Raw genomic sequence first — 19,939 nt, 5'->3', positions numbered from 1 at the left:
TCACCGCGGTGTGTCTGACCTACCGAGGTGCCTGTATCGCGGGCAAGCCCGGCTCCCACATAAGCCAACTCCTACACTGACCGAGTACAGTCGTTACTCAGGCTGTGCGGCTTGAAACCCGCGGTGGGTTTCAGGCTCCTGGCGAATCATCCGCTTCATCTTCCGTTCAAACGCCCAGGTCAGGCTCACCGCCGCGCACGCCAGGCCCAAGGCCAGCCCCCACCACACGCCCGTCGGCCCCCAGCCGAGGTTAAACGCCATCAGCCACGCGGCCGGTGCGCCGATCAGCCAGTAGCAACCCAGCCCGACCAGGAACGTGGTCTTGGCATCCTTGAGCCCGCGAATGCAGCCCATGGCGATGGTCTGCACACCGTCGAACAGCTCAAACCACGCGGCCACGGCCAGCAGGCTGACGGCGAGGTTGATCACATCGCGAAAGGCCGGGTCGTTCTGGTCGAGGAACAGGCTGATCAGTGGGTGCGAGAACAGCCACAGCACTGCTGCAAAGCCCAGCATCACCAGCGCGCCAAAGCCGATACCGACCCGCCCGGCGAGCCGCGCCTCCAACAACTGCCCGGCACCGTAATGCTGGCCGATGCGCATGGTGATTGCGTAGGACATGCCTGCCGGCACCATGAACGCCACCGACACAATCTGCAGGGCAATCTGGTGCGCAGCCAATTGGGTGCTGCCCATGGTGCCCATGCACAGCGCCGCGAAGGCAAACAGCCCGACTTCCACCGCGTAGGTGCCGCCAATCGGCAGGCCCAGCCGCCACAGTTCCCGCAGGTAATGCAGGTTGGGCCGCAGCAGGCCCTTGCGCAGCGGATAAGCGTCGTAGGCGCGGTTGTATTTGATGTACCAGACCAGCGCCAGGGCCATGCAGTTGGCAACGATGGCCGTGACCAGGCCAATGCCCACCAGCCCGAGTTTCGGCAGGCCGAACATGCCTTCGATCAAGGCATGGTTGAGCAGGTAGTTGATCACCGTGCCGCCCAGGCTGATGACCATCACCGGCGTGGCCTTGCCGATGGCGCTGGTGAAGCCGCGCAACGCCATGAACGTCAGGTAGCCGGGCAGGGCGAATGGCAGGATGGTCAGGAACTGGCCGGCGGACGCGACGTTGGTTTCGGTCTGACCGAACATCAGCAGCACTGGCTTGAGGTTCCACAGCAGCAAGCCGGCCACCAGCGCCATCAACCAGGCCAGCCACAATCCGGCCTGGGTCAGCCGGGTGGCGCCTTCGATGTCGCCCGCGCCCTGGCGGATGGCGACCAGCGTGCCCACGGCCGCGATCACGCCGATGCAGAAAATCGACACGAACGAGTAGCTCGCCGCGCCCAGGCCGCCGCCGGCCAGGGCCTCGGGGCTCAGGCGGGCCATCATCAGGGTGTCGGTCAGCACCATCAGCATGTGGGCCAACTGTGAGGCAATCAACGGCCCTGACAGCCGCAGAATGGCCCAGAGTTCGGTACGCGCCGGATGCTGCATGATCATCACGCTCAAAAAGTCAGGTAAGAGTGGAAGGGTTGATTCTCGGCGCTCTCAGCGCATTGCACAAAGGGATAAATCCGATGGTTCGCATGATTAAAACTCATGCCTGAATGATTCTGGTAGGGTTTCGATATTGCGCCGTCGGAGCTTTCCCCATGTCTCGTCGTCTCCCTCCTCTTTACGCGTTACGCGCCTTTGAAGCGGCGTCCCGTTACAACTCGTTCACCCGGGCGGCGGAGGAGTTGTCGATCACCCAAAGTGCGGTGAGCCGGCACATTCGTACCCTGGAGGAACATTTCGCCTGCCGCCTGTTCCAGCGCAGCGGCCGTACCTTGCAACTCACCGAGGCCGCGCGCCTGCTGCTGCCGGGCGTGCGCGAAGGCTTTGCGGCCCTGGAACGCGCCTGCCATACGTTGAACGCGGAGGACGACATCCTGCGCATGAAGGCACCGTCCACCCTGACCATGCGCTGGCTGCTGGCGCGCCTCAGTCGCTTCCGGCATTTGCAGCCGGGCAATGAAGTGCAACTGACCAGCGCCTGGATGAGCGTCGATGAAGTGGACTTCAACCAGGAGCCGTTTGATTGCGCGGTGTTGCTGAGCAATGGCCATTTCCCGCCGGATTGGGAGGCCAGCTACCTGTTTCCTGAACTGCTGATTCCGGTGGGCGCGCCGAACCTGTTGAGCGACGGGCCCTGGGATGTCACGCGGCTGGCCACTGCCGAATTGCTGCACCCGACGCCCGACCGGCGCGACTGGCGCTACTGGCTGGAGCGCATGGGGCTGTCATCCCAGGTGTCGCTCAAGGGCGGGCAAGTGTTCGACACCCTGGAGTTGGGCATGATCGCCGCCGCCCGGGGTTATGGCGTGTCCATGGGTGACTTGCTGATGGTGGCCGAAGACGTCGCCCAGGGCCGCTTGAGTTTGCCGTGGCCCACCGCCGTGGCCAGCGGGGAAAATTACTATTTGGTGTGGCCGAAAACCCGGCCCGGTGGCGAGCGTTTGCGACGGTTGGCGGACTTTCTGCAGGGCGAGGTCCAGGCGATGGAATTGCCGCGGGTGGAGCGCCTTGATTGAGCTGATTGTGCGCCTGGGAGCAATCGTTTGCGTGATACCCCTGCGAATTGCTCAAGTATTGAGCTTGCCCGCCGAAGTAGGGTTGTTGGAACCACCGTTCTACAACGTTTCCCCCTATTAGAATTTTGCCGAGCAGCGCTAAGAGATCAGGATGATCCTGGCCTCGGCCAGGAGCCTTCATGTCTCAACCTCGCGCCCGGATCGCCTCCCAACTGGGTCTTGCACTCGCCGTGATACTGGCTGTCGTCATCAGCGGCAGCACGGTGTTCGCCTTGCGTTCGCTGGACTCCGCCAACCTCGACACCCGCGAGGAACACCTGGCCAGCGAGGCCCGGTTGCTGGCAGACCAACTCAATACGTTCCACAGCACCTTGCGCGAAAGTACCCAGCGCTTGAGCGGGCTGTTTGAAAAGCGCTTCAGCGCAGGCCTGAGTGTGCGGCCAGGGCAACCGGTGACGGTGGCGGGCGTGCAGACCCCGGGCCTGTACCTGGGCGAGGAAGTGCTGAACAACAACTTCGCTGAAGTCGACGAGTTCAAGCAGATGTCCGGCGGCGTGGCGACCTTGTTCGTACGCAGTGGCGAGGACTTTATCCGCGTCAGCACCTCCCTGACCAAACAGGACGGCAGCCGCGCCATCGGCACGGCGCTGGATCACCAGCACCCGGCCTATCAACGCTTGCTCGGCGGGCAGGGTTACGTGGGCCGTGCGGTGTTGTTCGATCGCTCCTACATGACCCAATACAGCCCGGTGCGAGACGCCAGCGGCAAAGTGATTGCGGTGCTGTTCGTTGGTTTCGATTACACCGATGCGCAGAACGCCCAGTTCGAGAACCTCAAGCGCTTTCGCATCGGGCAGACCGGTTCCCTGGCGTTGCTGGATGAACAGAAGCACTGGCTGGTGCCGCCGGCGGGCGTGCAGGCGTTGGATCAGGCGATTGCGGTGATGCTCGATTTGGCCGCCAAACCTGGCAAGGGCCGCTTCTGGAGCGACAAGAACGAAGACTTCTACAGCGTCGCAGTGCCGTTTGAAGGCGGCCCGTGGTCGGTGGTGGCGAGCATGCCGAAAGCCGAAATTCGTGCGGTGACCTGGTCGGTGGGTATTCGCCTGGTGATCGGCAGCGTGCTGGCGATGTTGCTGGCGGTAGGCGCGGCGGTCTGGTTGCTGCGCAGCAAGTTGCAGCCATTGGGCGACCTGGTGCGTCAGGCCGAAGCCCTGGGCGCGGGCGATTTGAGTGCGCGGCTGAACGTTTCCAGCCATGACGAGATTGGCCAGTTGGCCCGCAGTTTCAACCAGATGGGCGAAGCGCTGTCGACCATGGTGTCGCACATCCGCAAGGCGGCTGAAGACGTCAACAGTCGTGCCCAGGCGTTGTCGGGGTTGTCTGGCGGTGCCTACGAAGGCATGGAGCAACAGTCCGGAGAAATCACCAGCATGGCCGGCGCGGTGGAAGAGTTCAGCGCCACCTCGCTGAACATCGCCGACAACATGGGCAACACCGAGCGCCTGGCCCAGGACAACGCCCAGCAGACCAAGATCGGCCGCACCTCGATGCAAGAGGCGTCCTCGTCCCTGGAACATATCGCCACCGCGCTGAACAGCACGGCCACAGTGATTAACACCCTGGGGCAGCGCTCCCAGGAAATCGGCGGGATTGTCGGGGTGATCACCGCGATTGCCGAACAGACCAACCTGCTGGCGCTCAACGCCGCCATCGAAGCGGCGCGGGCCGGTGAGCAGGGGCGCGGGTTTGCGGTGGTCGCTGATGAAGTGCGTAACCTTGCGTCGCGCACGCGTCAGGCCACGGACGAGATTTCCGGGATGATTCAGAGCATCCAGCAGGAAACCGGTAACGCCATCAGCACCATGGAGCAAGGCAACGTGCTGATGCAGGAAGGCCTGGCGCGCAATGCTGACGTGGCATCGGCGCTGGCGCGGATCGACGAGCAAAGCCGCTCGGCCGGCCAGCAGTTTGCGGCGATCACCACCGCGACCCAGGAGCAGAGCAGCACGGCGACCCTGCTGAGCAGCAACTTGCAAAGCATTGCCCTGGCCAACAGCGAGCAGCGTGAAGTGGTGTCGAACCTGGCGATCACCGCCAAGGAACTGGAGACCCTGGCGGCGGGCTTGCGGCATGAGGTTGACCGGTTTCGTTGATTGACTGTTCGGGCCCCATCGCGGGCAAGCCCGCTCCTACAGTTGACCGGGTTGTTCTGAAGTACGCGGTCCACTGTGGGAGCCGGGCTTGCCCGCGATGACGGCCGACCCGACGCCTCAAACGTCGGATCGGTCGCCCAATCCCGGGTCCACACGCTTGCCAATGTCCTTGAGCCGCGCCAGTTGATCGACCATCCCTGGCGCTTCATCCAGGCTGCTGACAAAGGTCCACAGGTAAGTCATCACCGCATACACGTGGCCGGCCTTGACCGCCGGCGACAGCGCCAATTGGCTGATGGCGACCACAAACAGCAGCGCCGCCAGCGTGCCGATAAACAGGAACGCTGCGGCCTCGCGGTCCGACAGCCAGATGCGCAGGCGTGACAGCACCTGATAGTGGCGCTGCAAGGTCTGCGCGCCGACCTTTTCCACCAGGCCGATTTCCTTTTCCAGGCGGTCATTCAAGCGTTCGTGCAGTTCCTGATTGCGTCGGGCAAAGCGTGGCAGCAGGGTGGTGCACAGCACCAGCGCGGTCAGGCACGCCAGGCCGATCCACGGCTCAATCACCAACAACATCACTGCCGCACCGACGATCGACACCAGCGCCGTCGCGATGATCGGCACGTGCTTTTCGAAGAAGTCGACAAAGTCCCGCGCCAACACCACCCGTGCCGCCGCCCGCGAGATGCTGTGGTTTTGCAGGCGCTGGTTGAGAATCACCGGCACCGCGAGGTCCGCGTAAATGCGGGTAAACGTGCGCGTATCCAACGCTCGTCGCGCCGCGCCGACCACCCAGAACGCCAGCACCACGGCGGCGTAGAACAGCGCGCTGCCAGCGTCACCGCGGATGATCGAGTCCACCGCAAACCCGGCAAACAGTGGGTAGGCCAGCAGCAATGCGTTCTCCAGCGCCACCAGCGACAAGGTGCAGAACAGCTTGCCGGGATAAGCCTTGGCGATCGCCTTGAGCGTTTGGCTGGCGGATTGTTGCCCGATCTTTTTGCTTTCTTCGATCAGGATCTGGGGTGTTACGGATGACATGGGGTGCACCGAGAGTGAGATAAACGCTATTATTGAGCGACTGCTCAAGTATCCTTGAGCGACCGCTCAAAAAGCAAGCGCCGTCGATCTGCCGGTGCCTGAAGGAAAAGCCTCATGTCGCGTATCGACCGTAAAGACCAGATCATCGCCGCCGCCCTGGAGCTGTTTCGCAGCAAGGGCTTCGCCGATGTTTCCACCCGCGACCTGGCGGAGCATGCCGGGCTGTCCCGCAGCCACGTCTATCACTACTTCAGCGACTGGAAAGACCTGCGCCGCGAAGCGTTTGTGCGATTCGCCAACGAGCAACTGGACGAGGTGCGGGCGCCACTGGAAGGCCTGCCACCGCTGCAAGCCCTCGAAGGTTTCTTGCGGGACTGCCTGCCCTCCACGGCAGAGGCCGGGTGGGCGTTGTGGCTGGATGCCTGGGACGAAGCGATGCACGACGAGCCACTGGCCCAGGCTTACCTGGTGATCAACGCCCAGTGGCAAGCCATGCTCGCGCAGATCATCGAGCAAGGTGTGGCGGCCAAGGTGTTCCGCTGTGAGTCGTCCAAACGCGCCGCGCGGCAGCTGTTCGCCGTGGCCATGGGTTATGCCGATGACTTGATGCTCAAGCCCTCCGTTGAGTCGGCTGAAGCGGTGATGGATGAGGTGATGGAAGTGGCGGCCTTGCTCCTGGCGTTGCCTAAGAAACGCTAGCGGGCCGGTATTGCAAGGCTTCCGCCAGATGATGACGGGCGATGGCCTCCACCTGTTCCAGGTCGGCGAGGGTACGGGCAACCTTGAGCAAGCGATGAGCCGCCCGCAGCGACAGCGTCAGCCGTTCGCACGCGCTCTCCAGCCAGCCTTCATCAGCCTTTTTCAGTTTGCAGTGCTGGCGTAGCCCGGGCAGGTCGAGAAAGGCGTTGGCGCAGCCCTGGCGCCGTTGCTGGCGCTCCCGGGCCTCGGCGACGAGCACGGACGCGCTGGCGGTGTCATCGCCGGACTGTGTGCCCGGGTTCAGCGCGGTGCTTTCCCGGGCGACGGTCACGTGCAAGTCAATCCGGTCCAGCAGCGGCCCCGAGAGTTTGTTGCGATAGCGCTGGATCTGCTCCGGCGTGCAGCGACAACGTCCGCTCGGCTCGCCCACGTAGCCGCAAGGGCAGGGGTTCATCGCCGCTACCAACTGAAAGCGCGCCGGGAAACTTACCCGGTCGCGGGCGCGGGAAATCACGATATGCCCGGATTCCAGTGGTTCACGCAGCACTTCCAAAACCTTGCGATCAAACTCCGGCAGCTCATCCAGAAACAGCACGCCGTGATGAGCCAGGGTAATTTCCCCCGGCTGCGGTTTCGAGCCACCGCCCACCAGCGCCGGGCCGGATGCCGAATGGTGCGGCTGGCGAAACGGCCGGTGCGGCCAATGGCTCAGCGGCGCCAGGCTGACCACCGACTGAATCGCCGCCACCTCCAGCGCTTCCTGTTCGCTCAAGGGCGGCAACAACCCCGGCAGACGGCTGGCGAGCAAGGTCTTGCCGGTGCCCGGCGGCCCGCTGAGCAACAGGTTGTGGGCGCCCGCCGCAGCGATCAACAGCGCACGCTTGGCCGCCAGTTGGCCCTGCACTTCACTCAGGTCGGGGTAGGGTTTGTTCAAATACATCAGTCCACTGGAAACGAAGGGCTCGATCGGCACGTGACCGTTCAGGTGCGCCACCACTTGCAGCAGATGGTCCACGGCAATCACCTTCAACCCCGAGGCAAGGCAGGCCTCTTCGGCATTGGCCCGGGGCACGATCAAGGTGCGCCCGGCCTTGCGCGCCGCCAGGGCTGCCGGCAATACACCTTTCACCGCCCGCACCTCGCCGGACAGCGCCAGCTCGCCCAGGCATTCCACGTTATCGAGGGTCAATGTCGGCACCTGCACGCTGGCGGCGAGAATCCCCAGGGCAATCGCCAAATCAAAACGCCCGCCGTCCTTGGGCAGGTCGGCGGGCGCGAGGTTGAGGGTGATGCGGCGGGACGGGTATTGCAGCGCAGAATTGAGAATGGCGCTGCGCACGCGGTCCTTGCTTTCCTTGACCGCGGTTTCCGGCAGGCCCACCAGCGTCAGCGATGGCAAGCCGTTGGCCATGTGCACCTCGACAGTGACGGCGGGGGCTTCGACGCCAATCTGGGCGCGGCTGTGGACGATGGCGAGGGACATGCTCGATCCTTGAAATGAGTGGCCGCTTCCTGCGGTTTTTCAAGGGTAGTTCAGCGCTGGCGGAGCGCGGTGGGGAGGTTTTACAGAACGTATCGGGCTACTGGTCCGTCGGCGGTACACACAGAAACTCTTTCGCCAACGTCAACCACGCCTGCGCCGCAAACGACAGCTTGCACTGCCGACGCCACGCCAGCATCAGCCTCCAGTTCAGGGCCGGCGACTGTATTTCCGCGATGCTGAACTGGCTGGCGTCGAGGGTTTCGCAGAACGCCCGGGGCAGCAGGGTGATGCCCACGCCCAACCGTACCAGGGAGGCGATAAAGTCCCATTGGCTGCTGCGGCCGCTGATGCGCGGCTCAAAACCGGCTTGGGCACAGGCATCGAGTACAAACTGGTTCAGGGTGAAGGTGTCATCGTAAAAGATGAATTCGCAGGCGTGCAGCTCGCTCAGTTCCACCGAGCTGCGGCCTTGCCAGGGCGAGTCGTGGGGCGCGAGCAGGCACAGCGGTGATTCGAACAAGGGCATGGATTCGAATTCGGACCAGATATCCGCCACGCGCGGTGAGTCCAGAATGGTGCCGAACTCCAGGGTGCCTTGGCGCAGGTCCTGAATGGTGATGTTGCCGCCGCTCTCGAACAGTTTCAGTTCGATCTTCGGGTAGCGGGCGTGGTATTCCGCAAAGATCGGCGCCAGGGCGAGGTGGGTGGAAGGCGAAAGCCCCATGCGCAGGGCCCCGCGCCCGACCTGCTGCAGGTCTTGCAGCTCCACGGTCATCTCATCGTGCAGCGCGATCATTTCCTTGGCGCGCTTGAGCACAATCTCCCCGGCGTCCGTCAGGGTGAAACGTTTGCCCATACGGTCCAGCAGTTTCAGGCCAAGGCTCGACTCCAGTTGCTGCACCATTTTGCTGACCGTTGGCTGGGTCAGGTGCAGTTTGGTGGCGGCCTTGGTGAAGCTCTGCTGGTCTACGACTTCTACAAAATAACGGAGCGCCCGGATGTCCATCTTGCATTCCAATTTTGCATGGTTTTCATAATATTAATTCATTATATCTTTAAAAATTGGCTGGATAAGATTTGTTACATCTGTTCCCAGCCAGCGTTCCCGGTGAGGCCCGAAGGGCCTTTCCAGACGCTTCCATGGCCAGATTTCTCGCAGTGTATGAATCAAAGGCAACGCTATTTCTGGAGAGCAATTGTGCTTAACAAAACGCGTCATTCTTTTTCCGGTTCTGATGAGATGTCTCAGGGAGCGCGCTTCGTTAAGGAGTTGCTGGCGCAGGCGCAGATCGAGGTCAACGGACCGTCGGCTGCGGATATGCAGCTGCACCACAGTGCCACGTTCGACCTGGCCCTGGCCAAGGGAAACCTGGGTCTTGGCGAAGATTATATGGACGGCGGCTGGGACGCCGAGGCGCTGGATGAGTTTTTCTACCGGCTCATGCGCTCCGGCGTGATTGACCAGGCCAACCCGGCCACCTTGTTGTTTCACGCGTTCAGCTCCCGATGGCTGAACCTGCAAAACAAGAAGCGCGCCTGGCAAGTCGGCGAAGCGCACTACGACCTCGGCAATGACTTTTACGCGCGCATGCTCGACTCGCGCATGACCTACACCTGCGGCTACTGGAAAGACGCCACCACCCTGGAACAGGCGCAGTTCGCCAAGCTGGACCTGATCTGTAAAAAGCTGGGGCTCAAGCCGGGCATGCGCGTGCTGGATATCGGCTGTGGCTGGGGGAGTTTCATGAGCCATGCCGCCGAGCACTACGGTGTGGAGTGTGTCGGTGTGACCATTTCCAAGGAACAGGCGGAGTGGGGCCGCGCCAAGTACGCCCATCTGCCGATCGAGTTTCGGCTCCAGGATTATCGGGATATCGACGAGCAATTCGACCATATCGCCAGCGTCGGCATGTTTGAACATGTGGGCCGCAAGAATCATCGGGCGTATATGGAGGTTGCCAACCGTTGCCTGAAAGACGAGGGGCTGTTCCTGCTGCACACCATCGGCAAGAACCAGCGCAACAGCACGCCGGACCCGTGGATCGACAAATACATCTTTCCAAACGGTGATTTGCCCTCGATCGGGCAGATCGGCGACGCCATGGACGGATTATTTGTTGCCGAGGATTTGCACAACTTTGGCGCCGACTATGACAAGACGCTGATGGCCTGGTGCGAAAACTTCGAACTGGCGTGGCCGGATTTCGCCGACACCTTTGGCCAGCGCTTCTACCGGATGTGGCGCTATTACCTGCTGTCGTGTGCAGGAGCGTTTCGCGCGCGGGATATCCAGCTGTGGCAGTGGGTGTTGTCGAAGAAGGGGGTTGTTGGCGGGTATCAGCGGGTGAGCTGATGGCTGCAACGGTTTAACGGGGACAGGCAAAACCTGCCCCGGTTGGGCCTGTTTATTCGGCGGCCGGCGCCAATCGCGCTTCCAGCTCCGCCACCTTGGCCTCAAGGCTTTCCAACCGCGCCCGAGTGCGCGCCAGCACCACCATCTGGCTATCAAACTCTTCCCGGCTTACCAGGTCCAGCTTGCTGAAACCGCTCTGCAGCAGAGCCTTGAACTGGCTTTCAATTTCGTTGCGCGGCAGCGGTGTGTCGCTGCTGAACAGGCGGGAGGCGTGGCCGCTCAGGGCGTCGAGGAGGTCTTTGGGCGCGAGCATGGGAAATAGTCCGGAAAATCTGTTGGCCGGCAGTGTATCACGCAGCGTCTATAGTCTTTTTCGCCACCACAGGCGCACGCTTTTCGCGCATGGGGCCGGGCGGTCGCGCACCGTTTTCGTGCGTATCTTCGCGGCAATGGCGCCCGGTGGGTGGCCGCAAGCGAACAAAGGACTGATTTCAGTGATTTTTACGGAGCTGGCAAGCTTTCTGCTTAGACGTTCATGACCCATGCACTGATGCAGTCGCTGTGACGATGCAGTGCGCCGACGGACCAGCGGTACATGTTTCGTCACCAGTGGTTAGCGAGCGTCGCAATGGCAAATGCCAAGGCGACGAAGCGTTACAAAGCCAGGCACTGCGCTTAGACTTGAGACGGGTTTGTTTTCCTGGGGCAAGTCCACCAATTCGGGAGAGAGTTTTCATGAAGCTAGTCACTGCCATCATCAAGCCGTTCAAGTTGGACGATGTACGCGAGTCACTGTCCGAGATCGGCGTGCAGGGCATTACCGTCACTGAGGTCAAAGGCTTCGGTCGGCAGAAGGGTCACACCGAGCTGTATCGCGGCGCGGAATACGTGGTCGATTTCCTGCCAAAGGTGAAGATTGATGTCGCCATTGACGACAAGGATCTTGACCGGGTTATCGAGGCGATAACCAAGGCCGCCAACACCGGCAAAATCGGTGACGGCAAGATCTTCGTGGTCAATCTGGAACAGGCTATTCGCATCCGTACCGGCGAAACCGATACCGACGCAATCTAAGCCGCCAAACCCCAACGCCCCAGGAGAAAACAATATGACTCTGCGTAAATTCGCAGGGCTAGGAGCCCTGTTGTCCCTCGTAATGCCGGCCCTGGCCATGGCGGCGGACCCAGCACCTGCTCCAGTCCTCAATTCCGGCGACACCGCGTGGATGCTCACGTCGACCGCGCTGGTGCTGTTCATGACCATTCCAGGCCTCGCGCTGTTCTACGGCGGCATGGTTCGTTCCAAAAACATTCTTTCCGTGATGATGCAGTGCTTCGCCATCACCGGCCTGATCACCATCCTGTGGTTCGTCTACGGCTACAGCATGGCGTTCGACACCACCGGTATGGAAGCAGGCGTCGTCAACCTCAACTCGTTTGTGGGTGGCTTGTCCAAACTGTTCCTCTCGGGTGTGACCCCGGCCAGCATCACCGGCCCGGCGGCGTTGTTCCCTGAGGCGGTGTTCGTGACATTCCAGATGACCTTCGCGATCATCACCCCGGCGCTGATCGTCGGTGCGTTCGCCGAGCGTATGAAGTTCTCCGCGATGCTGATCTTCATGGGCGTCTGGTTCACCCTGGTCTACGCACCGATTGCCCACATGGTGTGGGGCGGTCCGGGTTCGTTGCTGGGCGACTGGGGCGTACTGGACTTCGCAGGCGGCACCGTGGTGCACATCAACGCCGGTGTGGCCGGCCTGGTAGCGTGCCTGGTACTCGGCAAGCGTAAAGGCTTCCCAACCACCCCAATGGCACCGCATAACCTCGGTTACACCCTGGTGGGCGCGGCCATGCTGTGGGTCGGCTGGTTCGGCTTCAACGCCGGTTCCGCGGCTGCGGCCAACGGCACTGCCGGCATGGCGATGCTGGTGACCCAGATCGCTACCGCTGCGGCGGCGCTGGGCTGGATGTTCGCCGAGTGGGTCACCCACGGTAAGCCAAGCGCTCTGGGCATCGCCTCGGGTGTGGTTGCGGGCCTGGTGGCAATCACTCCAGCCGCTGGCACCGTGGGCCCGATGGGCGCCCTGGTGATCGGCCTGGCTGCCGGTGTGGTGTGCTTCTTCTGCGCCACTACCCTGAAACGCAAACTGGGCTACGACGACTCCCTGGACGCCTTCGGCGTGCACGGTATCGGCGGTATCCTCGGCGCGATCCTGACTGGCGTGTTCGCTGCACCGTCGATGGGTGGCTTCAACGCCGCGACCACCGATATCGCCGCACAGGTCTGGGTTCAGGCCAAAGGCGTCGGCTTCACCGTCATCTACACCGCTATCGTGACGTACATCATCCTCAAGGTGCTGGACGTGGTGATGGGCCTGCGGGTGACCGAAGAGGAAGAGGCTGTCGGCCTCGACCTGGCGCAACACAACGAACGCGGCTACAACTTGTAAGTACGCGAAAAAAAGATGCCCGGCTTGCCGGGCATTTTTTTGCCTGGGGTTTGTCTGTGGCTAAAGGTGTATGGGTTTTTTGGCGACTTTGTGATGGGATCCACACCGCACTTTTCTGTGTGCGAATGTCTTACAGGCATGTAGGCGTATTCGGCACTTTGTTTTTTCCCTGAGCGCGCTAGAATGCGCGCCGATGGGCGGAGAACTGTATGTGGCAACAGACCCTGATAACCCTGCGGGCCAAGCCCCGGGGCTTTCATCTGGTAACGGACGAGTTGCTCGCCGGCCTGCCTGAATTGAAGGCCTGTCGGGTGGGCCTGTTGCATTTGTGGCTGCAGCACACCTCGGCCTCGTTGACGGTCAACGAGAATGCCGACCCGGCGGTTCGCCGTGACTTCGAGCGTTTTTTCAATGCGCTGGTGCCGCAAGGCACGGCGGGATATGAACACAACGACGAAGGTCCGGATGATCTGCCGGCGCACTTCAAGGCCAGTCTCCTGGGCTGCCAGCTGAGTTTGCCGGTAAGGGCCGGCCGCTTGGCGATGGGAACCTGGCAAGGTGTTTATCTGGGCGAGCACCGTGATCATGGCGGTGCTCGTAAAGTCCTCGCCACCTTGCACGGTGATGGGGCATAAGCCACTGGTTAACCGGTGGATGTTGATTTTTTTCCGGCCGCCGTCGACAGGTGGCGAAGCTGGGCTATAACTAATCTGCTTTTCGCAAGTCATGAGGTAGAACATGAGCGACGATGATCTGGAAAACGACGACCTCGAAGTAGGCGACGACGACGAAACCGAAGAAGGTCTTGAGGCGGCTGCCGAAGACGTGGCTGACGACGACGGTGGCGACGATGCACCGGTCCCGGCAGCCAAGGGCAAGGCCAAGGCTGCGGTGTCGGTTGACGAACTGCCGAGCGTAGAAGCCAAGAACAAAGAGCGCGATGCGCTGGCCCGTGCGATGGAAGAGTTCCTCGCTAAAGGCGGCAAAGTGCAGGAAGTCGAGGCTAACGTGGTGGCAGATCCACCGAAGAAGCCTGATAACAAGTACGGCAGCCGGCCTATCTAAGGCCTGCTGTTTGCTTGCTGAAAAAGCCCGCCGTCGCTGCGGGCTTTTTCATGGGTGAAACAAAAGCGTTGGGGCTGATACTGAAGAGTGTGTGTGGCGAGGGAGCTTGCTCCCGCTCGACTGCGAAGCAGTCGCAAAAGCTGGGGCCGCTTCGCAGCCCAACGGGAGCAAGCTCCCTCGCCACAAAAGCCCTTCATCATCAGGTTATGCGTTCCAGCGGGCGAGGAGAGCTGGCAATTCAGTCAGGCTGCGAATCTCGGCGTCCGGGCGCTTTTGCGCTTCCCAGGCCTTGCCCGCTGGGTTGAACCACACCGCCCGCAGCCCCGCCTGCTGCGCACCGGCAATGTCATCCCCGGGATGATCCCCGACGTGCACTGCCGCGCCCGGCTCTACGCCACCGCGCTGCAAGGCTTCCTGGAACAACCGTGCATCCGGCTTGGCGATACCGATGTCTTCAGCCCGCAGTGCAAAGTGGAAGTAGTCCGCCAGCCCCACACGCTGCACATCGGCGTTGCCGTTGGTGATCACGCCCAGCAGATAGTCGCGGCGCAACGCTTGCAACATCGGCTCGGCCTCGGGAAACACCGTGAGCTGGTGGCGCGCGTGGATGAACGCTTCAAAGCACACATCCGCCATCTGCGCCGCTTCCGGCAACGGGTATCCGGCCTCCTCGAAGGCGTGCTGCAGCACCTTGTGGCGCAACACGCTGATGCGATATTTGAGTTCGGGATGCCGCTCCAGAACCTGCTGGCGAAGGCTGGCGAATTTCTCCAGGGGCAAGTCGCCCACCTTGGTGGCATGGGTCGCCAGCCACTCGCGCATCGACGCCTCGGCGCTGATGATGACTGGCACGTTATCCCAGAGCGTGTCGTCCAGGTCGAAGGTGATCAGCTTGATGTTCATGAGTCACTGCCCTTAATGCGTTTGGCCCGTGGATGGGCGCTGTCGTACACCGTTGCCAGGTGCTGGAAGTCCAGGTGGGTGTAGATCTGGGTGGTCTTGATGTCCGAGTGACCCAGCAACTCCTGCACCGCGCGCAGGTCCTGGGACGACTCCAGCAAGTGGCTGGCAAAAGAGTGCCGCAGCATGTGCGGGTGCAGGTTTTGCCCCAGTTCGCGCTCGCCGGCGGCCTTGACCCGTACCTGAATGGCCCGTGGCCCGAGCCGCCGGCCTTGCTGGCTGATAAACACGGCGTCATCCGCCGGGTTGGCCAGGGCGCGCAGGGGCAGCCAGAGCAGCAGGGCTTCGCGGGCCTTCCTGCCCACCGGCAATACGCGGGTCTTGCTGCCTTTGCCGAGCACCTGCACCAGGCCATCCGCCAGGTCCAGTTGATCGAGGTTGAGGCCGGTCAGCTCCGACAGGCGCAGGCCCGAGGAATAGAACAGTTCGAGGATCGCCTGGTCGCGATGGGCCAGGAAGTCATCTTCCACGGCGCCATCGAGCAATTGCAGGGCGCGATCCGTGTCGAGGGTCTTGGGCAGGCGGCGTTCGCCCTTGGGCGGCGCCAGGCCGTTGGCCGGGTCGTGGTCGCACAGGCCTTCGCGGTTCAGGTAGTGATAGAGGCCGCGCACCGCCGACAGCAGGCGTGCCAGGCTGCGGGAGGATTGGCCTTGCTGGTGCAGTCGGGCGATCAGGCTGCGCAAGCCCTGGATGTCCAGGGCCTTCCAGCTGCTGATGTGATGTTTCTCGCAGAACGCCAGGACCTTGTTCAAGTCCCGTCGGTAGGCTTCCAGGGTATGCGGCGACACCTGGCGCTCGCTGCGCAGGTGAGCGCAGTAGGCGTCCAGTTGTCGTTCCATGGCTAGCGCACCGCGCGCAGGGCGGTGGTGAAGCGTGGCAGGACGCGGCCCAGCACTTCGGCGATATAGCTCAGGAACAGCGTGCCCACCGAACTTTTGTAGTGCTGTGGATCGCGGCTGGCGATGGCCAACACGCCATGCAAGCCTTGATGACTGAGGGCGACCACGGCGGTAGAGCCGATCTGCTGGCGCTGCTCGGCGCCAAACAGGAAGTCCAGCTCGTGCTCACGCAGGGTGCCGCTGATGGTCTTGCCTTCGGACAGCAGCCCGCCAATGGCAGTCTGGGCGTCGCTGCCACTGACCCAGCGACCCACCGGCATCGGGTTGTCGCTGAACAGGATCAGGCTGACAAAGGGCACCTGGAAGTCCTGGCGCAGGCTGTCTTCCACGGCAATCACCGCTTCTTCCAGGCTGGCGGCGTCCATCAGGGTCAGGACCAGGCGGCGGGTCTTGTCGAACAGGCGGTCATTGTCGCGAGCCACGTCCATCAGCTGCGAGAGCCGATGGCGCATTTCGATATTGCGCTCGCGCAGGATCTTCATCTGCCGCTCCACCAGCGACACGGTGTCGCCGCGCTGGTGGGGAATGCGCAGGGCCGGCAGCAGTTCTTCGTGTTCGACGAAGAAGTCCGGATTAGCCTCTAGATACGCCGCAACGGCTGCGGCCTCCAGACTTTCGCTTGGGGATGCTTTCGCGGGTACTTGAGGCTTATCAGTCATTAGATTTGCTCACTCATAGACGGACCTGTCCTTCGTAGACGCGGGTGGCCGGGCCGGTCATTTTCACCGGTTGGCCGGGGCCTGCCCATTCGATGGACAAACGTCCGCCGGGCAGGTCGATCAGCAGCGGCGAATCCATCCACCCCTGGCTGATCGCGGCTACGGCAGCGGCGCAAGCACCGGTGCCGCAGGCCTGGGTTTCACCGGCACCGCGTTCCCAGACGCGCAACTGCGCACGGGAACGGTCGATGACCTGCAGGAAACCCACATTAACCCGCGCCGGAAAGCGCGGGTGGTTTTCGATCTTCGGCCCCAGTTCGTGAACCGGTGCGCTGTTGATGTCATCCACCCGCAGCACGGCGTGGGGGTTGCCCATGGACACGGCGGCCAGGTTGACGGTCTTGCCGTCCACGTCCACCGGGTAGCTCAGCGCCTGCTCGGGGGCCTGGAACGGAATGTCCGCCGGCACCAGCCGTGGGGCGCCCATGTTGACGCCGATCTGGCCGTCGCTGCGAATATCCAGCTCGATGATGCCGCTTTTGGTCTCGACGCGAATCTGCCGCTTGGCGGTCAGGCGCTTGTCCAGCACAAAGCGGGCGAAACAGCGGGCACCGTTGCCGCACTGTTCCACTTCGGAGCCGTCGGAGTTGAAGATCCGGTAACGGAAATCCACTTCCGGGTTGCTCGGTGCTTCCACCAGCAGCAACTGGTCGAAGCCGACGCCGGTGTGACGGTCGCCCCACAGCTTGGCGTGCTTGGGCAGGATGTGCGCATGCTGGCTGACCAGGTCGAGGACCATGAAGTCGTTGCCCAGCCCGTGCATCTTGGTAAAACGCAGCAGCATGACCTTACTCCGGCAGCAGGCTTTCGCCAGCAAACAACTCGGCTACCGTCTCGCGGCGACGCACTTCAAACGCTTGATCACCGTCCACCAGCACCTCGGCGGTACGCCCGCGGGTGTTGTAGTTGGAACTCATGACAAACCCGTAGGCACCGGCCGAGTGCACGGCCAGCAGGTCGCCCTCTTCCAGGGCCAGTTGGCGTTCCTTGGCCAGGAAGTCGCCCGTCTCGCAGATCGGGCCGACGACGTCGTACGTGCGGCCTTCACCAGCACGTGGCTTGACGGCCGTCACGTCCATCCAGGCCTGGTACAGCGCCGGGCGGATCAGGTCGTTCATCGCCGCGTCGACAATGGCGAAATCCTTGTGCTCGGTGTGCTTGAGGTACTCGACCTGGGTCAGCAACAGGCCGGCGTTGGCGACGATGTAGCGGCCCGGCTCGAACATCAGCGTCAGGTCGCGGCCTTCGGTACGCTCGCGCACGGCCTTGATGTAGTCGCTCACCAGCGGTGGCTCTTCATCGCGATAGCGCACGCCCACGCCGCCACCGAGGTCGATGTGGTGCAGGTAGATGCCGCATTCGCCGAGGCGGTCGATCAGCGCCAGCAGGCGGTCGAGGGCATCGAGGAACGGTGGCAGGCTGGTGAGTTGCGAGCCGATATGGCAGTCGACGCCCAAGACTTCCAGGTTCGGCAACTGGGCGGCGCGGATGTACACGTCCTCGGCGTCGGCAATGGCGATGCCGAACTTGTTCTCTTTGAGACCGGTGGAAATGTACGGGTGAGTGCCGGCGTCCACGTCCGGGTTGACCCGCAGGGAGATCGGCGCGCGAACGCCCATCTCGGCGGCCACCACTTGCAGGCGCTCCAGCTCGTCGGTGGATTCGACGTTGAAGCAGTGCACGCCCACTTCCAGGGCGCGGCGCATGTCTTCGCGGCTCTTGCCGACGCCGGAGAACACGATCTTGTCAGCCTTGCCGCCGGCGGCCAGTACACGCTCAAGCTCGCCCCGGGACACAATGTCGAAACCGGCGCCAAGGCGCGCCAGGACATTGAGCACGCCCAGGTTGGAGTTGGCTTTTACGGCGAAGCACACCAGGCTCGGCGTGCCTTCCAGCGCATCGGCAAAGGAGCGGTATTGCGCTTCGATGTGGGCACGGGAATACACGTAGGTCGGGGTACCAAAGCGCCCGGCAATGGCGGACAGCGCGACACCTTCCGCGAACAGCTCGCCGTCCCGGTAGTTAAAAGCGTCCATGGTGTTCCCTTAGTAAGTGTCGTGCTTGTGCGCTTTGGTCTGCGACGATTGCGCCTGTTCATTCGGGTCTTTGCTGTCATCGGGCAGGTACAGCGGGCCTTTTTGACCACAGGCACTAACGAGGCAAGCGACCGCGACGAGCGCAGCAAGGGAAGAGATCAGGCGCTTCATGGCGAAATCCTTGAATATGCATTAATTGCGCCCGAGTATACCGACGACCCACCAGATTGCCTATGCGCCGCAATACCCGTCCGGCGGGGCTTTGCCGAGTGTGTCGCGATTGCGCTTACATCAATCGAGGATAATTCACACGGCTTCGGGTAATGAAATCGGTATCCTTTGCAATCATGATGGTGCGTCCGTATTGTGCGGCGCTTGAGCGAGACCAGACACTTTTTGAGGTTCCCACAATGAGTTTGACCGAAGCCCGTTTTCACGACCTGGTGGATTCGACCCAGCAAGCGCTGGAGGATATTTTCGACGACAGCGGTCTGGATGTGGACCTGGAGAACTCGGCCGGTGTGCTGACCGTCAAGTTTGAAAATGGCACCCAGCTGATTTTCAGCCGCCAGGAGCCTCTGCGTCAGCTCTGGCTGGCGGCGCGTTCCGGTGGTTTTCACTTCGATTACGATGAGGAAGAAAATCGCTGGACCCACGACACCACCGATGAGCTGCTGAGCGAAATGCTCGCGCGCCTCACCCAGGAACAAGCCGGCGTCGAGCTGGACTTCGACGAGATCTGATCGTGACGCAGCCCGCACCCGTACGCCCGCCCAAGCCGCTGTTCAGCAATGTCAGCCCGGCGGTGCCGTCACCTTGTATCAGTTTATGTCGGCTGGATGAGCACAAAGTCTGCCTCGGTTGCTTCCGCCACGTGGAAGACATCCGTGAATGGCGCTCTGCCGATGATGCGCGGCGCCGCGTGATCGTCGCCCAGGCCGAGCAGCGCAAGGCCTGCGCCTGAGGCCGTCTTGTTTATTTATTGTGCTGTGGTAGTGTCCGGGTACACCTCAACTCATCGAGGTCCGTGAGAACCCCGCCTTTTCCTGGCGGGGTTTTGCTTTTTTGTGCAGAAAAAAGGAGTCTGCCTGAATCATGACCGCACCTTCCATCATCCTCACCCGTCTTGACGTGCAGCGTCTTGAGCAACTGATCGACCGTGTCGGCGAGGCATCGCCGGGCGTTGAAGCCCTGCAACACGAACTCGATCGCGCCGAAGAAGTGGTTGGCCACGATGAAGTGCCTGCAACTGTCGTGACCATGAACTCCAGCGTGCATTGCCGTGAGCAAGGCAGCGGCAAGGACTATCACCTGACCCTGGTCTACCCCAAGGACGCGAACGCCGACGAAGGCAAAATCTCGATCCTGGCGCCGGTGGGCAGCGCGTTGCTGGGCCTGCAAGTCGGCCAGCACATCGACTGGCCCGCACCGGGTGGCAAGACCCTCAAGCTTGAATTGCTCAGTGTTGAAGGCCAGCCAAAAGACGGCGGCGCGTTCTCTCTTTAAGCC

22 protein-coding genes are annotated in these 19,939 nt (G+C 62.1%); 11 read left to right on the top strand and 11 right to left on the bottom strand.

Annotated elements, in window-relative coordinates; genetic code table 11:
• Positions 1-93: 93 nt before the first annotated feature.
• Positions 94-1,497, bottom strand: a complete 1,404-nt coding sequence (locus MUM_RS0106100; protein WP_010168149.1) for a NorM family multidrug efflux MATE transporter — start codon at positions 1,495-1,497, stop codon at positions 94-96.
• 152 nt (positions 1,498-1,649) lie between these two features.
• On the opposite strand from MUM_RS0106100, the gene MUM_RS0106095 reads away from it, so the two are divergent.
• Positions 1,650-2,570 (top strand): LysR substrate-binding domain-containing protein, encoded by a 921-nt coding sequence (locus MUM_RS0106095; RefSeq protein ID WP_010168147.1) that lies wholly within the window; start codon positions 1,650-1,652, stop codon positions 2,568-2,570.
• Positions 2,571-2,749: 179 nt separating this feature from the next.
• Positions 2,750-4,726, top strand: coding sequence for a methyl-accepting chemotaxis protein (locus MUM_RS0106090; RefSeq protein WP_010168145.1), 1,977 nt, complete (start codon positions 2,750-2,752; stop codon positions 4,724-4,726).
• A 117-nt stretch (positions 4,727-4,843) separates the two neighbouring features.
• On the opposite strand, the gene MUM_RS0106085 is transcribed toward MUM_RS0106090, so the two are convergent.
• Complete coding sequence (locus tag MUM_RS0106085) at positions 4,844-5,767, bottom strand: ABC transporter six-transmembrane domain-containing protein (RefSeq protein ID WP_010168143.1); 924 nt, start codon at positions 5,765-5,767, stop codon at positions 4,844-4,846.
• Between the two features lie 114 nt (positions 5,768-5,881).
• On the opposite strand from MUM_RS0106085, the gene MUM_RS0106080 reads away from it, so the two are divergent.
• On the top strand, positions 5,882-6,466 hold the full coding sequence (locus MUM_RS0106080) for a TetR/AcrR family transcriptional regulator (RefSeq protein ID WP_010168142.1): 585 nt from the start codon (positions 5,882-5,884) through the stop codon (positions 6,464-6,466).
• On the opposite strand, the gene MUM_RS0106075 is transcribed toward MUM_RS0106080, so the two are convergent.
• Both MUM_RS0106075 and MUM_RS0106070 read right to left on the bottom strand, forming a co-directional pair.
• The gene (locus MUM_RS0106075; protein WP_010168139.1) at positions 6,453-7,949 is read right to left on the bottom strand and encodes a YifB family Mg chelatase-like AAA ATPase; all 1,497 of its coding nucleotides are present in this window, start codon (positions 7,947-7,949) and stop codon (positions 6,453-6,455) included. The two genes, MUM_RS0106080 and MUM_RS0106075, sit on opposite strands and share 14 nt — an antisense overlap.
• 97 nt (positions 7,950-8,046) lie before the next feature.
• Positions 8,047-8,955 carry a LysR family transcriptional regulator gene (locus tag MUM_RS0106070; RefSeq protein ID WP_010168138.1) on the bottom strand — a complete coding sequence of 303 codons (909 nt, stop codon included), beginning with the start codon at positions 8,953-8,955 and terminating at the stop codon, positions 8,047-8,049.
• Between the two features lie 234 nt (positions 8,956-9,189).
• On the opposite strand from MUM_RS0106070, the gene cfa reads away from it, so the two are divergent.
• Positions 9,190-10,302: a cyclopropane fatty acyl phospholipid synthase gene (gene cfa / locus MUM_RS0106065; RefSeq protein ID WP_081480055.1), complete on the top strand. Its 1,113-nt coding sequence runs from the start codon at positions 9,190-9,192 to the stop codon at positions 10,300-10,302.
• A 52-nt stretch (positions 10,303-10,354) separates the two neighbouring features.
• Here cfa and MUM_RS0106060 read toward each other — a convergent pair whose 3' ends face one another.
• Complete coding sequence (locus tag MUM_RS0106060; protein WP_010168136.1) at positions 10,355-10,615, bottom strand: accessory factor UbiK family protein; 261 nt, start codon at positions 10,613-10,615, stop codon at positions 10,355-10,357.
• Positions 10,616-11,037: 422 nt separating this feature from the next.
• Between MUM_RS0106060 and glnK the strand changes: the two genes are divergently transcribed.
• The 4 genes from glnK to sutA all read left to right on the top strand — a co-directional run bounded on the left by glnK (position 11,038) and on the right by sutA (position 13,816).
• Complete coding sequence (gene glnK / locus MUM_RS0106055) at positions 11,038-11,376, top strand: P-II family nitrogen regulator (protein ID WP_002555808.1); 339 nt, start codon at positions 11,038-11,040, stop codon at positions 11,374-11,376.
• 34 nt (positions 11,377-11,410) lie between these two features.
• On the top strand, positions 11,411-12,751 hold the full coding sequence (locus MUM_RS0106050) for an ammonium transporter (protein WP_010168031.1): 1,341 nt from the start codon (positions 11,411-11,413) through the stop codon (positions 12,749-12,751).
• A gap of 209 nt (positions 12,752-12,960) precedes the next feature.
• On the top strand, positions 12,961-13,386 hold the full coding sequence (locus tag MUM_RS0106045) for a secondary thiamine-phosphate synthase enzyme YjbQ (protein WP_003208787.1): 426 nt from the start codon (positions 12,961-12,963) through the stop codon (positions 13,384-13,386).
• Between the two features lie 103 nt (positions 13,387-13,489).
• Positions 13,490-13,816 carry a transcriptional regulator SutA gene (gene sutA, locus MUM_RS0106040; RefSeq protein ID WP_003208791.1) on the top strand — a complete coding sequence of 109 codons (327 nt, stop codon included), beginning with the start codon at positions 13,490-13,492 and terminating at the stop codon, positions 13,814-13,816.
• A 204-nt stretch (positions 13,817-14,020) separates the two neighbouring features.
• Here the strand turns inward: sutA and MUM_RS0106035 are convergent, their stop codons facing one another.
• The 6 genes from MUM_RS0106035 to lptM are packed head-to-tail and all read right to left on the bottom strand — an operon-like array spanning position 14,021 to position 18,601.
• A complete protein-coding gene (locus MUM_RS0106035; RefSeq protein ID WP_010168029.1) occupies positions 14,021-14,719 on the bottom strand; it encodes an HAD family hydrolase in 699 nt (232 codons plus the stop codon).
• Positions 14,716-15,615, bottom strand: a complete 900-nt coding sequence (xerC, locus tag MUM_RS0106030) for a tyrosine recombinase XerC (RefSeq protein WP_010168027.1) — start codon at positions 15,613-15,615, stop codon at positions 14,716-14,718. Before xerC ends, MUM_RS0106035 begins: the two co-directional genes overlap by 4 nt.
• 2 nt (positions 15,616-15,617) lie before the next feature.
• Complete coding sequence (locus tag MUM_RS0106025; RefSeq protein WP_010168025.1) at positions 15,618-16,334, bottom strand: DUF484 family protein; 717 nt, start codon at positions 16,332-16,334, stop codon at positions 15,618-15,620.
• A gap of 13 nt (positions 16,335-16,347) precedes the next feature.
• Entirely contained in the window at positions 16,348-17,178 is an 831-nt protein-coding gene (gene dapF / locus MUM_RS0106020; RefSeq protein ID WP_010168023.1) for a diaminopimelate epimerase, read from the bottom strand.
• A 4-nt stretch (positions 17,179-17,182) separates the two neighbouring features.
• The gene (lysA, locus tag MUM_RS0106015; protein WP_010168021.1) at positions 17,183-18,430 is read right to left on the bottom strand and encodes a diaminopimelate decarboxylase; all 1,248 of its coding nucleotides are present in this window, start codon (positions 18,428-18,430) and stop codon (positions 17,183-17,185) included.
• A gap of 9 nt (positions 18,431-18,439) precedes the next feature.
• On the bottom strand, positions 18,440-18,601 hold the full coding sequence (gene lptM, locus MUM_RS1000000133050; protein WP_003208801.1) for an LPS translocon maturation chaperone LptM: 162 nt from the start codon (positions 18,599-18,601) through the stop codon (positions 18,440-18,442).
• A gap of 239 nt (positions 18,602-18,840) precedes the next feature.
• Between lptM and cyaY the strand changes: the two genes are divergently transcribed.
• The 3 genes from cyaY (at position 18,841) to rnk (ending at position 19,936) form a co-directional block, all read left to right on the top strand.
• On the top strand, positions 18,841-19,173 hold the full coding sequence (cyaY, locus tag MUM_RS0106005) for an iron donor protein CyaY (protein WP_010168017.1): 333 nt from the start codon (positions 18,841-18,843) through the stop codon (positions 19,171-19,173).
• Positions 19,174-19,175: 2 nt separating this feature from the next.
• Complete coding sequence (locus MUM_RS0106000; protein ID WP_010168015.1) at positions 19,176-19,394, top strand: DUF1289 domain-containing protein; 219 nt, start codon at positions 19,176-19,178, stop codon at positions 19,392-19,394.
• Between the two features lie 131 nt (positions 19,395-19,525).
• A complete protein-coding gene (gene rnk, locus MUM_RS0105995; protein ID WP_010168013.1) occupies positions 19,526-19,936 on the top strand; it encodes a nucleoside diphosphate kinase regulator in 411 nt (136 codons plus the stop codon).
• Positions 19,937-19,939: the final 3 nt, after the last annotated feature.

This window comes from Pseudomonas sp. PAMC 25886, from assembly GCF_000242655.1.
Lineage (GTDB): Bacteria > Pseudomonadota > Gammaproteobacteria > Pseudomonadales > Pseudomonadaceae > Aquipseudomonas.
The sequence above is the reverse complement of the archived record's forward strand: the minus strand, read 5'-3'. Positions and strand labels throughout refer to the sequence as shown.